This is a genomic window from Bradyrhizobium aeschynomenes (assembly GCF_013178945.1).
GTDB classification, from domain to species: Bacteria; Pseudomonadota; Alphaproteobacteria; order Rhizobiales; family Xanthobacteraceae; genus Bradyrhizobium; species Bradyrhizobium aeschynomenes.
Genome location: NZ_JABFDM010000015.1, coordinates 67,237 through 81,264 on the forward strand (window position 1 = coordinate 67,237; position 14,028 = coordinate 81,264).

Here is a 14,028-nt window from a genome sequence, read left to right on the forward strand (position 1 = left end):
ACCGTTCGTACACGAACAAATTGAGGGTTTTCGCCGCTATTCGGCGATCGTTTTCACCTTCCCTTAATTCGCACCGCACGACGATGCCGCGACCCAACGACGGGATCTGCGGCAGATGATGAAGGAAGGCACCTATTCCGCCTGGTTCAGGACCCCCAAGGGCCAAGGAACCGGCATCGTTGAGCTCGTTGGCGGCAAGGTCTGCGGCGGCGATACCGTGCTGAGCTACGCCGGAAGCTACGAGGCCCATGGCGATCGGTTTACCGCCATCATCAAGACCAAACGTCACGCCCCGGGACAGCCGTCCTTGTTCGGCCCGGACGAACTGACGCTCAGCCTCGAAGGGTGCTGCCGAGGGACGCCCGTCACGTGCTCCGGCTATGCCGCGGAAGCTCCCGACGTGCCGTTCGAGGCGCTTCTGCTGTTCTCGGCGTCCGACGACGCCGCGCCTCCGCCAGTTCCTCGGCCGACGCCGAAATTCAATCCCGATCAACTCCCGAAGCCCTCCTGGCGCTGAGCTGAAGATTGACTCGGCCGGCTCATGCCTGCGCGTGCCCGATCGCTCGTGCCAGCCTCTGCTCCGCGACAATCCGCACCGGCGGAAACACGACGCAATCGATGACATCGAATACGACCGTGAGGCGCCGGTCGAACGAGCGTGCAAAGGCCATGGCGTCGTCGCGGCGCGCATCCAAGATCCGCGTGCCCAGCGTGCAATGAGGTACCCACACGCTTGGGCGATAATGCTGGCGACAAAGCGCCGGGTCGATCGCCGCTGCGATCGCGGCGTGCCACTTGAGCAAGCCCTCGTTCATTTCCGGCTCGGCCCAGAGCACGAATCGCGGAGTCGAAAACCAGTTGATGCGGTTGAACTCCAGCTGCAAGGCCGGGGCAGCCTCAACGGCCGCGCGCATGACGCGCGAAGCAGTCTCGACGTCAATCTCAGGTGCATCATAGATGGCGAGGGTGAAATGCGGTCGATAGCCGAGACCGCGCATCGACGGCTCGTCCTCGAACGCCGCGACCTGATCCCACAGGCGCTCGATGTAGCCCGCGGAGACGTGGTCTGATCGAATATTGAGCGCGATGGCCATTGCGTGTTTCGCTCAAGGGACCAATGCACTGATCCTGCCAACAAGATCGAGAAAGCGTTGTGTGCGAACGCCTTGCTTGTTTACGGCAAGATCGACCAGCTCGACCAATATCAGATGTTTGGATGGAACGACCACGACCAGCTGTCCGCCGTAGCCCACGGCATAAAAGCCGCTGACACCCGATCTTCCGCTGCTGAAGGTCCACCAGAGATAGCCGTAGCCGCGTCCGGGCTCGGTGTCCGAGAGACGGCTCGTCGATTCCGTCACCCATTTCGACGGGATCAGTTGAGCCCCATTCCAGCGTCCGCCGTTCAGGAACAGCAGGCCGAACCGCGCCAGGTCGCGGGCGCTCATCCGGAACAGATAGGCCCGATGGACCGACGAAGACTCCCCCAAATACAGGCCATCGTAAGCGGAGAAATCCTCCATGCCGATTGGCCGGGCAATCCGCTTCTCGAAGCTCGCAAACACGTCGTCGACGGAGCGCTGATAGATCGTGCCGAGCGCGTTGAAGTCCCAGTTGTTGTAGTACCAGAAGCTGCCCGGCGGATGGCTCTCGCGCGCGGGCCGGAGCCGTTTCGTCTCGGGCGTCTCATAGGCCGCGAGATGATAGACCCCGGAGCGCGCCATGAGCAGTTGACGAACCGTCGCGGTCTTCTCGACCGGCGAAAGGGCCGGCGGAATGTCGTCGATCTCCAGCGCGGCAAGCGTGCTGTCGAGGTCGATCCGGCCGTCTTCGACGGCGATGCCATACAGCGCGCTCAGCAGACTCTTGCGTACTGACCGGACATTGACCTTCGCACCAAGGTCCCCGAACGAGGCAACAATGTCGTCGTCCCTGACCACCATGATCGCCGTCGGCTTCTGTTCGACCGCGAACTCCTGCACCTCGCGGGCGATGGATGCAGACCACGGCTTTTCATCCGGTCCTGCCGCCTGCCAATTCCGACCCGGTTCGGCGTGCGCCCAACACGATCCCAGCAGGACGGCTCCGAACACTGCAGGCAAACGTCGCATGGCCCCCTCAATCGGCTCGTCACAACTCAAGGTCGGGAGCGTAGTGGACGACAGTTGGAAGGTACAGTGGTCACGGCCCTGCGCCTTGCCCGGTGCGAAACACGTACCGGCGCGCGATGATCAATTTCGTCTGCGGCAACAGTCGGATGCCGGCCATCGCCGCACCGGCCGGAAGATTTCGCTTGCTTTCATTCCGAAAATCGGAAATAACGTCGATGTCCCGTCCTCATGAGAGGGGCGCTTCGCGATCGTCATGAACGTGGAGGGCGGGATGCGGTGGCCGCGATCGTGTCGCAGCGTGCTTCATGTGCGCGGACGAACGGCAGGTTGCGGACGTGAAATCGCGTGGTCCTGGCGCCCCGACGCTGGCGCCAAGCCTTCGGGGGATGATCAGCCCGCGGGCGACGGTGGCTAACAAGCCGGACACCGGGGAGATCGCGTATAAGCGTTAAGCCCATCGCGCAGGGAATGCCGGTTGACCGGCCTACCTGTGGTGACTGCCGCCTGCTTTTTGTTTGCAGGCGGGCCATGGGTGAGGCCTTCACCCGGCATTCCCTGCGCCCTCTCTTATCAAGAGGGTCATTGACGATGCATCACTCGGGCGCGAATGCGCGGCGAGATCGAATGGTCGTGTTGCATTTGATCATGCGAGGCACGATGCGCGCCACACACCCCGCTGTCGTCCCGGCCCCCGAGCCGGGACCCATACCCACAGGGAGCGGTGTGAGGCAGGATCGCAATGGGCATCTCGTCCTCTCAACATCCGCCGCGGCGTATGGATCCCGGATCGGCGCTCCGCCGACGCGAGCGTCGGCGAAGCTTGTCCGGGACGACACTGTGAGTGTGGCTCTACCTGATCATCGCCGGTCGACAATCGCGAACGCAAGCGCGGCGACATGTGGCTGGTCGCGGGTCATGAGAGGCACGACGGTCGCGTCGTCATACTCCGCTGTCGTCCCGGCCTCCGAGCCGGGACCCATACCCACAGGAAGCGGTGTGAGGCAGGATCGCAATGGGCATCTCGTTCTGACGACATCTGCTGCGGCGTATGGGTCCCGGATCGGCGCTTCGCCGACGCGCGCGTCGTCGAAGCTTGTCCGGGACGACACCGTTGATGTTGCTCTACCTGATCATCGCCGGACCATGATCCGGCACGGCGACGTCGAGCACGCGCAGCTGCACGCGCTCGACCCCCTGGTAGCGGTCGACGGTCAGCGTGCCCGCGACATGCAGCACCTGGCCGCGATGCTGCACCAGGGCATTGCCGAGCTTCTGGCCGACCGAGCGGAACGCGATGGCGTTCACGGTGGCGCCGTCGCCGGACTTGAAGCGCAGCTTGAGATGCGCCTGCCCGACCTCGTCGGCATAGACCAGCTGGTGCGACGGCAGCGCCACGATCGGCTCGGGATTGCCACTGCCGAAGGGACCTGCGCGGTTGAGCGTCGCGACCAGCTCCGGCGTCGCGGCGCGCGCACTGATCGCGCCATCGATCAGGATCTCGTTGACGTGACGCGCCGCGGCGACGTCGGCCGCGAGGGCGCTTTCGAGAAAGGCGCGAAACTCCGCCAGCCGCTCCTTGCGCAGGGTGACGCCGGCAGCCATCGCATGCCCGCCGCCCTTCATCAGGATGCCCTGCTCCACCGCATGGCGCACCGCCTTGCCGAGATCGACGCCGGGAATCGAGCGGCCCGATCCGGTGCCGATGCCGCCCGGCTCAAGCGCGATCGCAAATGCCGGCCGCGCAAACTTTTCCTTGAGCCTGGACGCGACCAGCCCGACCACACCGGGGTGCCAGCCCTCGGACGCCGTAACGATCACCGCGCCTTTGTCCTCCAGGCCGAGCGAGGCCAGCGCCTCGGCCTCGGCCTGCGCCTCGGCGTGCTGCTCGATGACGCGCCGCTCGGTGTTGAGCCGGTCGAGCTCGGCGGCGATCCGCGCGGCTTCCGACACGTCGGTCTCCAGCAGCAGCCGAACACCGAGATCGGCGCGGCCGATGCGGCCGCCGGCATTGATGCGCGGCCCCAGCATGAAGCCGAGATGCCAGGCCTCCGGGGGGCCATTGAGCCGGGCGACGTCCATCAGCGCGGTATGGCCGACGTGGTCGCGCCGGCGCATCGCGATCAGGCCCTTGGCGACGAAGGCGCGGTTGAGCCCGATCAGCGGGGCGACGTCGGCGACGGTGCCGAGCGCGACGTGATGCAGCATGCTCAGCAGATCCGGCTCCGGCCGCGTGCTGCTCCAAAAGCCGCGACCGCGCAGCTCGCGATTGACGGCAACCAGCGTCACGAGAGTGAGCCCGACGGCGGCGAGATGGCCGAGCCCGGAGAGATCGTCCGGCCGGTTCGGATTGACCAGCGCCTCGACCTCCGGCAATTCCTCGCCGCATTGATGGTGATCGATCACCACGACGGACATGCCGAGCCGCCGCGCCTCCGCGAGCGGCTCCAGACTGGTGGTGCCGCAGTCGACGGTCACGAGCAGCGTCGCGCCCTTGTTGGCAAGGCCACGGATGGCCTCGCTGTTCGGCCCGTAGCCCTCGAAGATGCGGTCGGGAATGTGGATCAGCGGATCGAGCCCGCAATGCCGCAGGTGCCAGGCGAGCAGCGCCGCCGAGGTCGCGCCGTCGACGTCGTAATCGCCGAAGATGGCGACCTTCTCGCCCTTGACTGCGGCGTCTGCAATGCGCTGCGCCGCCGCCTCCATCTGCGTCACCGTGAACGGGTCCGGCATCAGCTTGCGAATGGTCGGGTCGAGGAAGTCGTTGACCGCTTCGAGCTCGACGTCGCGCCCGGCGAGCACCCGCGCCAGCATCTCCGGCAGTTGATAGCGCTGGACGATGGCGAGCGCCCGCGCCGCACCGCGCGTATCCAGCCGGTCGCGCCACAGCTTGTTGGTCAACGACAGCCGCACGCCGAGGAACGCCTGCGGGGCGCTCACGGGCAGTGCAAGGGCGGATGGTGCCATCGGGCTAAGGGCCTCGCGTGCAGCATGGCGATTCGAGAACGACGGCACGGAATCTACAGTAAGTCTGCGGGCGCAGCAGGCCCTCACGGGGGAACCCACCGGAATCGCACTGCATCATCGCGGAAATCAGGCCCTGAGAGCGGGCAGCTGATGATATATGGTGCGACTTGCCTAAAATTACAGCTGTGTTCAGGACCGTGCATTAAACAGCCGTTAGGCGAACTCCGTGACATTTCAATCAAATTATACCGAGTAATTGCTCGCGGTCTCCGCATCTCGACTGAGACAGCGATGATATGGAGTTGTTCAATGCTAGCCGCGCCTGAGCTGAAGACCTCCCCCTCGATTGCGCCCTCCCCCACGCCCCCCCAGGACGAGACCGACGTCTCGGCGCTGATTGCGCGGCTCACCGGCGAGGTCAACCAGATCGCCTGCGAGAAGACCAAGTCGATCCAGCAGATCACCAACCAGATGAAGATGCTGGCGCTGAACGCGCTGATCGAGAGCTCGCGGGTGGGCGCGCAAGGCGCAGGCTTTGCCGTGGTGGCCCAGGAGGTACGTGCGGTTGGCCAGCTGGTCGAGACCATCGCGCGCGAGCTGGAAGGCCAGCTGACGACGCGCACCGGCAATCTCAAGAGCTCGATCGAGCGCATGACCGAGCGGGCGCGCGGCGAGCGCATGGTCGATCTCGCCCTGAACGCGATCGAGCTGATCGACCGCAATCTCTATGAGCGGACCTGCGACGTGCGCTGGTGGGCGACCGATTCCGCGGTGGTCGACTGCGCCGCTGCGCCGGAGGCCGACCGCGTCGCCTATGTCTCCGAACGGCTCGCGGTGATCCTGTCGGCCTACACGGTCTATCTCGATCTCTGGCTGTGCGACCCCAGCGGCAAGGTGATCGCCAACGGCCGCACCGACCGCTACAACGTGGTCGGCCAGAGCGTCGCCGACACCAAATGGTTTCGCGAGGCCCGCGGCCTGCGCTCGGGCGACGATTACGTCGCAGGCGACGTCGAGTGCCAGCCGCTGCTCGGCAACGCCCAGGTCGCGACCTATTGCGCCTCGGTCCGAGAGGACGGCAAGGCCCACGGCAAGCCGCTCGGCGTGCTCGCCATCCATTTCGACTGGGAGGCCCAGGCTCGCGCGATCGTGCAAGGGGTGCGCGTCGGCGAGAGCGACAAGGCCCGCGCGCTGCTGGTGGACTCCAATCACCGCGTGATCGCATCGTCGGATGGCCAGGGCATCCTCAGCGAACGGGTGTCGCTGAAGCTCGATGGCAAGCGCAGCGGCTTCTACCAGGATGCGTCCGGCCGCATGATCGCGTTCCACGCCACGCCCGGCTACGAGACCTACAAGGGGCTCGGCTGGTACGGCGTGATCGTGTCGGGCGCGTGAAGGAGGCGATCAGCAGCCAAGGCGATCGGCGATACCGTTGAAGTCAGCGGCGACGATGTCCCAGGCGCCGGTGGCCTCGAAGTCGCGGTTCTGCAGCGGGCCGTATTCGGTGGGCCGGGCGACGAAGGCGGTCTTCAGGCCGTAGCTTTGCGCAGCTTCGAGATCATTGTTGTGCGCGGCGACCATCATCACCTCGCCGGGCGCAACACCAAGCAGACGCGCGGCGCCGAGATAGGTCTCGGGGTCGGGCTTGTAGTGCGCGAACAGCTCGGCTGAGAGGATCAGGTCCCACGGCAGGCCTGCGAACTTCGCCATGTTGGTGAGCAGCGCGACGTTGCCGTTGGAGAGCGGCGCAATGATGTATCTGGACTTGAGCCGGGTCAGCCCGGCGACACTGTCCGTCCACGGATGCAGCCGGTGCCAGCCGCGGGTCAGGTAGTCGAGATCGGCTTCGGTCAGGCCGGTGATGCCGAGCTGGGCGACGAGCGTCTCCAGCGAGCGCCGGTGCAGCACGTCGAGGATGACGTAGCCGCGCTCGGGATGCTTGCGGACCTCGTCCATCGAGCCGACATAAAGCCCGCGCCAGCCGTCGACCAGCGCGGTCCAGTCGCCCTGAATGCCGCGGGTCTTCGACCACTCGGTGAAGTCGTCGATCAGGCTGGTGCGCCAGTCGACGACGGTGCCGAATACGTCGAACACCAGCGCCTTGACCATGGACAGGTCGGACATGTCAGCGCTCCGCCGTCAGTCGAGGTGGAACTTCTCGAGCTGGCGGTGCTCGGCGCGGATGTAGCGCACGGTGCCGGTGACCGAGCGCATCACGACCGTCTCGGTCTCGATCACGCCGTCCTTGCGGAACTTGACGCCGGAGAGCAGCGAGCCGGTGGTGACGCCGGTGGCCGCGAACAGGCAGTCGCCGCGGGCCATGTCCTCGATGCCGTAGATCATCTTGGGGTCGCCGACACCCATCTTGTGAGCGCGCTCACGCTTCTCCTCGGTGTCGAGGATCAGGCGGCACTGCATCTGGCCGCCGATGCAGCGCAGCGCCACCGCGGCCAGCACGCCTTCCGGCGCACCGCCGGTGCCAAGATACATGTCGACGCCGGTGTTGTCGGGATCGGCGCAGTGAATCACGCCAGCGACGTCACCATCGGTGATCAGGCGCACCGCGGCGCCGGTCGAGCGCACGCCCTGGATGATGTCGGCATGGCGCGGACGGTCCAGCACCAGCACCGTGATCGCGCCGGGCTCGACGCCCTTGGCCTTGGCGAGACGGCGGACGTTGTCGGCCGGGCTGGCATCGATGTCGACGACACCCTTGGCGTAGCCGGGGCCGACCGCGATCTTCTGCATGTAGACGTCCGGGGCATGCAGCAAGGTGCCGCCATCGGCCATCGCCATGGTCGCGATCGCGCCGGGCATGTTCTTGGCGCACAGCGTGGTGCCTTCGAGCGGGTCCACCGCGATATCGACCTTCGGGCCGGCATTGAGGCCGACCTTCTCGCCGATGTAGAGCATCGGCGCCTCGTCGCGCTCGCCCTCGCCGATCACGACCGTGCCTTCGATCGGCAGCTTGTTGAGCTCGCGGCGCATCGCGTCCACGGCCGCCTGGTCGGCCGGCTTCTCCTGGCCATGGCCGCGCAGCCGCGCCGCCGACACCGCAGCGCGCTCGGTCACGCGCACCAGCTCCAGCGTCAGGATGCGCTCGAGCAGCAATTGTTGCGGGACGGAAATCTGCGTCGACATCGGTCAACTCCTCAAGACGTCAAGGCGGCTCACCGCCATCAAATTCTACCAGCCGGAGGCCGCCGTCGGAGACGGCTCACGGTTCAGCGGGATGGCCCGGATGACCGCTCCTCGCCTCTCGATTCCACCGGTTTGAGCATGAACCTAACCCAAACGCCACGCGTTTGTTTGAGCAGGGACAAGCGGTTCCCCGGACATCATGCGCTAGTTCTTCTCGATGCGGATGACCTGCGGCTTGCCGCTGATGACCTTGTCCCGCTGCACGGCCTGAAGCGCGCGATGCACGGCGTCCTCATGGGTCGCATAGGTGATCAGGATGACCGGTACCGGCGCCGACTTGCCGGTGGTCTTCGCGGGCTCGCTGCCGTTCGGATGGCGCTGCACGATCGACTCGATCGAGATCTTCTGCTCGGCCAGCCGGGTCGCGATCGTCGCGGCGGTGCCGGCGTGATCGCGCGCCATCAGGCGGATGTAGTAGCCGCCCTCGTGCCGCTCCATGGGGGCCTTCTCCGTCGCCTGCAGCTTGTCGACCGGTCGACCGAACGGCGCCGCGCGGATGCCGCGCGCGACATCGGCGATGTCTGCCACCACAGCGGACGCCGTGGCCGCGCCCCCTGCTCCCGGACCGACAAGCGTGATCGGCGGGATCCCCTCGCCGTCGATCGTGACCGCATTGGTCACGCCCATGACCTGGGCGATGGAAGAGGATTTCGGCACCATCGTCGGATGCACGCGCTGCTCGATGCCCTTGGCGGTACGCATGGCGACGCCGAGCAGCTTGACGCGATAACCCAGCTCGGCCGCGGCCTTCAGATCCTCCGGGGCGATCGAGGAGATGCCTTCCACGTAGATGGATTTTTCGGCCACCTGGGTGCCGAAGGCGAGACTCGCCAGGATCGCCAGCTTCTGCGCGGTATCGTGGCCATGAATGTCGAACGACGGATCGGCCTCGGCGTAACCCAGGCGCTGGGCGTCCTTCAGGCACTCGTCGAACGACAGGCCCTCCTGCTCCATCCGGGTCAGGATGTAGTTGCAGGTCCCGTTGAGGATGCCATAGACGCGGCTGATGCCGGTGCCGGCGAGCCCCTCGCGCAGGGTCTTGATGACCGGAATGGCGGCCCCGACGGCGGCCTCGAAGTTCAGCGCTCCGCCGTGCTTCTCGGCGGCCTTGGCGAGTTTCAGGCCATGCTTGGCGATCAGCGCCTTGTTGGCGGTGACCACCGACTTGCCGGCCTTAAGCGCGGTGTCGATCGCTGACAGCGCCGGATCGCCGGCGCCGCCCATCAACTCGACGAAGCAGTCGACGTCCGGATCAGCAGCCAGCGCCAGCGGATCCTTGGCCCACTTGATGCCCGAGAGATCGACGGCGCGCCTCTTCTTCGACCGCGCCGTCACCGCCACCACCTGTACGGAACGTCCCGTCCGCTCGGTGAGCACGCGCCCCTGCTGCTCGATGAGACGAACGACTTCGGCACCCACGGTGCCGAGGCCCGCGATGCCCACTCTCAGGGGTGCGACCATGGAATCAAAGAACCTGTCGAAAGGAAAGTATGGGAGGGTTCAGCGCCGGTTGGCGATGGGAACGACGTTGTGCAACGTTTCGATGCCGCTTTCAAGGAAGCGGCGAACGTTGCGCGCGGCCTGCCGAATGCGCTGCTCGTTCTCGACCATCGCAATGCGGACATAGCCTTCGCCATGCTCGCCGAAGCCGACGCCCGGCGACACCGCCACGCCGGACTTCTCGACCATGAGCGTCGCAAACTGCATGCTGCCGAGGGTCTTGAACTTCTCCGGCAAAGGCGCCCAGGCGAACATCGAAGCCTCGGGGGACGGAATCTCCCAGCCGGCCCGGCCGAACGACTCGACCAGCGTATCGCGGCGCTTGCGGTAGACATCACGCATCTCGCGGATGCAGTCGTCGGGGCCGTTGAGCGCGGCGGTGGCCGCCACCTGGACAGGGGTGAACGCGCCGTAATCGAGGTAGGATTTCACGCGCGCGAGGGCGGCGATGATGCGCTCGTTGCCGACGGCAAAGCCCATGCGCCAGCCGGCCATCGAGTACGTCTTCGACATCGAGGTGAACTCGACCGCGACGTCCATCGCGCCCGGCACCTGCAGCACCGACGGCGGCGGATTCTTGTCGTCGAAATAGACCTCGGCGTAAGCGAGGTCCGACAGGATCAGGATCTCGTGCTTCTTCGCGAATGCGACGAGGTCGCGATAGAAGTCGAGGCTGGCGACATAGGCGGTCGGATTGCTCGGATAGCAGACGATCAGCGCCAGCGGCTTCGGGATGGAATGAATGATCGCACGCTCGGCCGCCTCGAAGAATTGCGGGGTCGGTTCCGACGGCACCGAGCGGATCACACCGCCCGCCATCAGGAAGCCGAAGGCGTGAATCGGATAGCTCGGATTCGGGCAAAGGATCACGTCGCCCGGCGCGGTGATCGCCTGAGCGACGTTGGCGAACCCTTCCTTGGAGCCGAGCGTGGCGACGATCTGGGTGTCAGGATTGAGCTTCACCCCGAAACGACGGTCATAATAGGCGGCCTGCGCCCGGCGCAGACCGACGATGCCGCGCGAGGCCGAATAGCGGTCGGTCCGCGGCTTGCCCAGGGTCTCCTTGAGCTTCTCCAGCACATGCGGCGGCGCCGGCAGATCCGGATTGCCCATGCCAAGATCGATGATGTCGGCGCCGGCGTTCCGCGCGGCCGCCTTGGCCCGGTTGACCTGCTCGAACACGTAAGGCGGCAGACGGCGGATGCGATAGAAATCTTCCATGGGTCTCTCGGCTCCGGCAACCGGGGGCGGATCAGCCAGCATCGCTGGCACGGTGGCGGCGCTGCCCTGAAATCCGTGCTAGAACATAAGCTTAGCACGGCCACGCGGCCTGGCTGGCGACGACACGCTGAGGTGCGGTTGATTCCGGTGTTTTATCATGGACACCGCGCCACGCCAGATAATTACGTCGCTCGTCCCGACCGCTTACCGGTCCCTGGCACCCGGCGGTCCCGCCGACGCTTGGCGGTCGCGGGCAGCCTTGAGCTCCTGCTCGATCTGGGCTCGCTCCTCCGGGGAGATCATCCGCGTCTCGCGCTCGCGCGGAACGTCGTTGACGGGAAGATAGCCCCCGGGCTCCCTGGGGCGCACGATGGCGTCAGCTTCCAGCGAAGGCATGTCGGCAATCGGGCTGGAACAGCCAGACAGCGCCAAGGGGGTGCAAAGCACCACGCTCGCTGCAAGGGCTCGCGCCCACCTCCTCCGCCCCTGACCCGCCGACGTCACGCCACAGCCCTCACTGACTCCACAACCGCCAGCCGCAATGCGGTGCATTTTGCCGCAGCACAACCCATTGTCACTCGAAAGGTTGGCGGCTTGAACAGGAATTTCGACCGCCTATGAGATCAGTATGACCGAAGCAAGAGACTTTTTCGCAGCGCAACACGTAGAAATCGAATTTACCGCGAACTCGCGGATTGTTGATCTCGCGCGGTGACGAAACGATTCCGACGCGATAGTGTAAGTTTGCCATGACCGACGTTCCGAACAACACCAATTCACAAAAAACATTCGACGCCGAAGCCTTCGCGACGAACATCGCGAGAGCAATGGAGACCAGCGGCAAGGCCCTCGCTGCCTATCTCAAGCCGCGGGAGACGGGAGAGGTTCAGGACCGGCCACCGACCGAGCTCGCCGAGGTCGTGAAGTCGTTCACGGCGGTCGCCGACTACTGGCTGTCGGACAAGGATCGCGCCGCCGACATCCAGACCAAGATCGCCAAGGGCTATCTCGACCTGTGGGGCTCAGCCTCGCGGCGCCTGGCTGGCGAAGAAGCGCCTCCGGCGATCTCGCCGTCGCCGCGCGACAAGCGCTTCGCCGATCCGGAATGGAAGTCGAACCAGTTCTACGATTTCGTCATGCAGGCCTATCTGCTGACGACGCAATGGGCGCAGGATCTGGTCCACAATGCCGAAGGACTCGATCCGCACACCCGCAAGAAGGCCGAGTTCTACGTCAACCAGATCACCAACGCGCTGGCGCCGTCGAACTTCGTCCTGACAAATCCCGAGGTGATGCGGCAGACGGTGGCCACGAGCGGCGACAATCTGGTGCGGGGCATGCAGATGCTCGCCGAGGACATCGAGGCCGGCAAGGGCTCACTGAAGATCCGCCAGTCCGACCCCGGCAATCTCGAGGTCGGCGTCAACATGGCGATGACGCCCGGCAAGGTGATCTTCCAGAATGACATGATGCAGCTGATCCAGTACGCACCGTCGACGGAGAACGTGCTGCGGACGCCGCTGCTGATCGTGCCGCCCTGGATCAACAAGTTCTACATCCTCGACCTGCGCCCCGAAAAATCCTTTGTCAAATGGTGCGTCGATCAGGGTCTCACGGTGTTCGTGATCTCCTGGGTCAATCCCGACAAGAAGCTCGGGAACAAGACCTGGGAGGACTACATGAAGGAGGGCCCGCTCACCGCGATGGACGTCATCGAGAAGGTGACGGGCGAGATGAAGGTGCACACGCTCGGCTATTGCGTCGGCGGCACCATGCTCGCGACCACCCTGGCCTGGCTTGCCGACAAGCGCCGTCAGCGTGTTACCTCCGCGACCTTCCTGGCCGCGCAGGTCGATTTCACTCATGCCGGTGATCTCCTGGTGTTCGTCGACGAGACCCAGATCTCGGCGCTCGAGCGCGACATGCAGGCCGCAGGCGTGCTCGAAGGCAGCAAGATGGCGATGGCCTTCAACATGCTCAGGTCGAACGATCTGATCTGGTCCTATGTCGTCAACAACTACCTCAAGGGCCAGCCACCGCAGGCTTTCGACCTGCTGCACTGGAATTCAGACGCCACCCGCATGTCGGCGGCCAATCATTCCTACTACCTGCGCAACTGCTATCTCGAGAACCGCCTGACATCGGGCACGATGGTGCTCGACAACACGCTGCTCGACCTCTCCAAGGTGAAGGTGCCGGTCTATAATCTCGCGACACGGGAGGACCACATCGCGCCGGCCGATTCCGTGCTGTATGGCTCGCAGTTCTTCGGCGGCCCGGTGAAGTATGTACTATCGGGCTCCGGCCACATCGCCGGCGTCGTCAACCCGCCCTCGTCGGGCAAATACCAGTACTGGACCAACGACCAGATCCACGACATCTCGCTGAAGGAGTGGATCAAGGGCGCGCAGGAGCACAAGGGTTCGTGGTGGCCCGACTGGCGCGCATGGCTGAGCGAGCTCGATCCGGAAGAGGTTCCCGCACGCGGCGTCGGCACCAATGCCTATCCACCGCTCGAGGACGCTCCGGGCTCCTATGTCCGTGTCCGCGCATAGCGCGATCCCCCGCAATTGACTATAACCGCTCCGTCCCGCCGGGACGGGACGGATATCAGTTGAGGGGATCTCGATGACGCGCGAACTGTTCTGGCTGACGCTGACGGTCATTCTGACCGGGCTGCTGTGGGTTCCCTATATCCTGAACCGCTGCCAGATCCGCGGCCTCACCGGCGCGATGGCCAATCCGACCCGCAACGACAAGCCGCACGCGCCCTGGGCGACGCGGCTGATGTTCGCGCACGACAACGCGATCGAGAACCTCGTGATCTTCGCGCCGCTGGTGCTGATCCTCAACGCGATCGACTACTCGACCAAATGGACCGTGCTCGCCTGCGCCGTCTATTTCTGGTCACGCGTCGCGCACGTCATCGTCTATGCGATCGGCTTGCCCGTGTTCCGCACGCTGGCGTTCGTGGTCGGCTTCGCGGCACAGGCGGTGCTGGCGATCGCGATCTTCGGCTGGCTGTAGCCCG

The 14,028-nt window shown here is 65.2% G+C and carries 12 protein-coding genes; 4 read left to right on the forward strand and 8 right to left on the reverse strand.

Features of this window, described 5'->3' with window-relative positions; all coding sequences use genetic code 11:
• Positions 1-115: 115 nt before the first annotated feature.
• Positions 116-517, forward strand: a complete 402-nt coding sequence (locus HL666_RS30290) for a hypothetical protein (protein ID WP_172131909.1) — start codon at positions 116-118, stop codon at positions 515-517.
• A gap of 22 nt (positions 518-539) precedes the next feature.
• On the opposite strand, the gene HL666_RS30295 is transcribed toward HL666_RS30290, so the two are convergent.
• The 3 genes from HL666_RS30295 to recJ form a co-directional block, all read right to left on the reverse strand.
• The gene (locus HL666_RS30295; RefSeq protein WP_172131910.1) at positions 540-1,094 is read right to left on the reverse strand and encodes a 2'-5' RNA ligase family protein; all 555 of its coding nucleotides are present in this window, start codon (positions 1,092-1,094) and stop codon (positions 540-542) included.
• Between the two features lie 12 nt (positions 1,095-1,106).
• Positions 1,107-2,111, reverse strand: a complete 1,005-nt coding sequence (locus HL666_RS30300) for a serine hydrolase domain-containing protein (RefSeq protein WP_172131911.1) — start codon at positions 2,109-2,111, stop codon at positions 1,107-1,109.
• Between the two features lie 1,122 nt (positions 2,112-3,233).
• On the reverse strand, positions 3,234-5,075 hold the full coding sequence (gene recJ / locus HL666_RS30305) for a single-stranded-DNA-specific exonuclease RecJ (protein WP_172109187.1): 1,842 nt from the start codon (positions 5,073-5,075) through the stop codon (positions 3,234-3,236).
• A 309-nt stretch (positions 5,076-5,384) separates the two neighbouring features.
• Here recJ and HL666_RS30310 point away from each other — a divergent pair, with 309 nt between their 5' ends.
• Positions 5,385-6,470, forward strand: a complete 1,086-nt coding sequence (locus tag HL666_RS30310; protein WP_172109189.1) for a methyl-accepting chemotaxis protein — start codon at positions 5,385-5,387, stop codon at positions 6,468-6,470.
• Between the two features lie 9 nt (positions 6,471-6,479).
• Here the strand turns inward: HL666_RS30310 and HL666_RS30315 are convergent, their stop codons facing one another.
• The 5 genes from HL666_RS30315 to HL666_RS30335 form a co-directional block, all read right to left on the reverse strand.
• Positions 6,480-7,199 (reverse strand): haloacid dehalogenase type II, encoded by a 720-nt coding sequence (locus HL666_RS30315; protein WP_172109191.1) that lies wholly within the window; start codon positions 7,197-7,199, stop codon positions 6,480-6,482.
• A 15-nt stretch (positions 7,200-7,214) separates the two neighbouring features.
• Entirely contained in the window at positions 7,215-8,216 is a 1,002-nt protein-coding gene (gene glpX, locus HL666_RS30320) for a class II fructose-bisphosphatase (RefSeq protein WP_172109193.1), read from the reverse strand.
• Between the two features lie 204 nt (positions 8,217-8,420).
• Entirely contained in the window at positions 8,421-9,737 is a 1,317-nt protein-coding gene (locus HL666_RS30325; RefSeq protein WP_172185183.1) for a homoserine dehydrogenase, read from the reverse strand.
• Positions 9,738-9,776: 39 nt separating this feature from the next.
• Entirely contained in the window at positions 9,777-10,997 is a 1,221-nt protein-coding gene (locus HL666_RS30330; protein WP_015666831.1) for an LL-diaminopimelate aminotransferase, read from the reverse strand.
• A gap of 204 nt (positions 10,998-11,201) precedes the next feature.
• A complete protein-coding gene (locus HL666_RS30335) occupies positions 11,202-11,393 on the reverse strand; it encodes a hypothetical protein (protein ID WP_172109197.1) in 192 nt (63 codons plus the stop codon).
• Positions 11,394-11,746: 353 nt separating this feature from the next.
• Between HL666_RS30335 and HL666_RS30340 the strand changes: the two genes are divergently transcribed.
• Both HL666_RS30340 and HL666_RS30345 read left to right on the forward strand, forming a co-directional pair.
• Positions 11,747-13,552: a PHA/PHB synthase family protein gene (locus HL666_RS30340; protein WP_172185185.1), complete on the forward strand. Its 1,806-nt coding sequence runs from the start codon at positions 11,747-11,749 to the stop codon at positions 13,550-13,552.
• A 73-nt stretch (positions 13,553-13,625) separates the two neighbouring features.
• On the forward strand, positions 13,626-14,024 hold the full coding sequence (locus HL666_RS30345) for an MAPEG family protein (protein ID WP_172185187.1): 399 nt from the start codon (positions 13,626-13,628) through the stop codon (positions 14,022-14,024).
• The last annotated feature ends 4 nt before the right edge of the window (positions 14,025-14,028 follow it).

What these genes read in the sequence shown, in the direction of transcription:
- HL666_RS30290 (WP_172131909.1), top strand. Translation starts at nt 116, where the DNA reads ATGATGAAGGAAGGCACCTATTCCGCCTGGTTCAGGACCCCCAAGGGC.
- HL666_RS30295 (WP_172131910.1), bottom strand. Translation starts at nt 1,094, where the DNA reads ATGGCCATCGCGCTCAATATTCGATCAGACCACGTCTCCGCGGGCTAC.
- HL666_RS30300 (WP_172131911.1), bottom strand. Translation starts at nt 2,111, where the DNA reads ATGCGACGTTTGCCTGCAGTGTTCGGAGCCGTCCTGCTGGGATCGTGT.
- recJ (WP_172109187.1), bottom strand. Translation starts at nt 5,075, where the DNA reads ATGGCACCATCCGCCCTTGCACTGCCCGTGAGCGCCCCGCAGGCGTTC.
- HL666_RS30310 (WP_172109189.1), top strand. Translation starts at nt 5,385, where the DNA reads ATGCTAGCCGCGCCTGAGCTGAAGACCTCCCCCTCGATTGCGCCCTCC.
- HL666_RS30315 (WP_172109191.1), bottom strand. Translation starts at nt 7,199, where the DNA reads ATGTCCGACCTGTCCATGGTCAAGGCGCTGGTGTTCGACGTATTCGGC.
- glpX (WP_172109193.1), bottom strand. Translation starts at nt 8,216, where the DNA reads ATGTCGACGCAGATTTCCGTCCCGCAACAATTGCTGCTCGAGCGCATC.
- HL666_RS30325 (WP_172185183.1), bottom strand. Translation starts at nt 9,737, where the DNA reads ATGGTCGCACCCCTGAGAGTGGGCATCGCGGGCCTCGGCACCGTGGGT.
- HL666_RS30330 (WP_015666831.1), bottom strand. Translation starts at nt 10,997, where the DNA reads ATGGAAGATTTCTATCGCATCCGCCGTCTGCCGCCTTACGTGTTCGAG.
- HL666_RS30335 (WP_172109197.1), bottom strand. Translation starts at nt 11,393, where the DNA reads ATGCCTTCGCTGGAAGCTGACGCCATCGTGCGCCCCAGGGAGCCCGGG.
- HL666_RS30340 (WP_172185185.1), top strand. Translation starts at nt 11,747, where the DNA reads ATGACCGACGTTCCGAACAACACCAATTCACAAAAAACATTCGACGCC.
- HL666_RS30345 (WP_172185187.1), top strand. Translation starts at nt 13,626, where the DNA reads ATGACGCGCGAACTGTTCTGGCTGACGCTGACGGTCATTCTGACCGGG.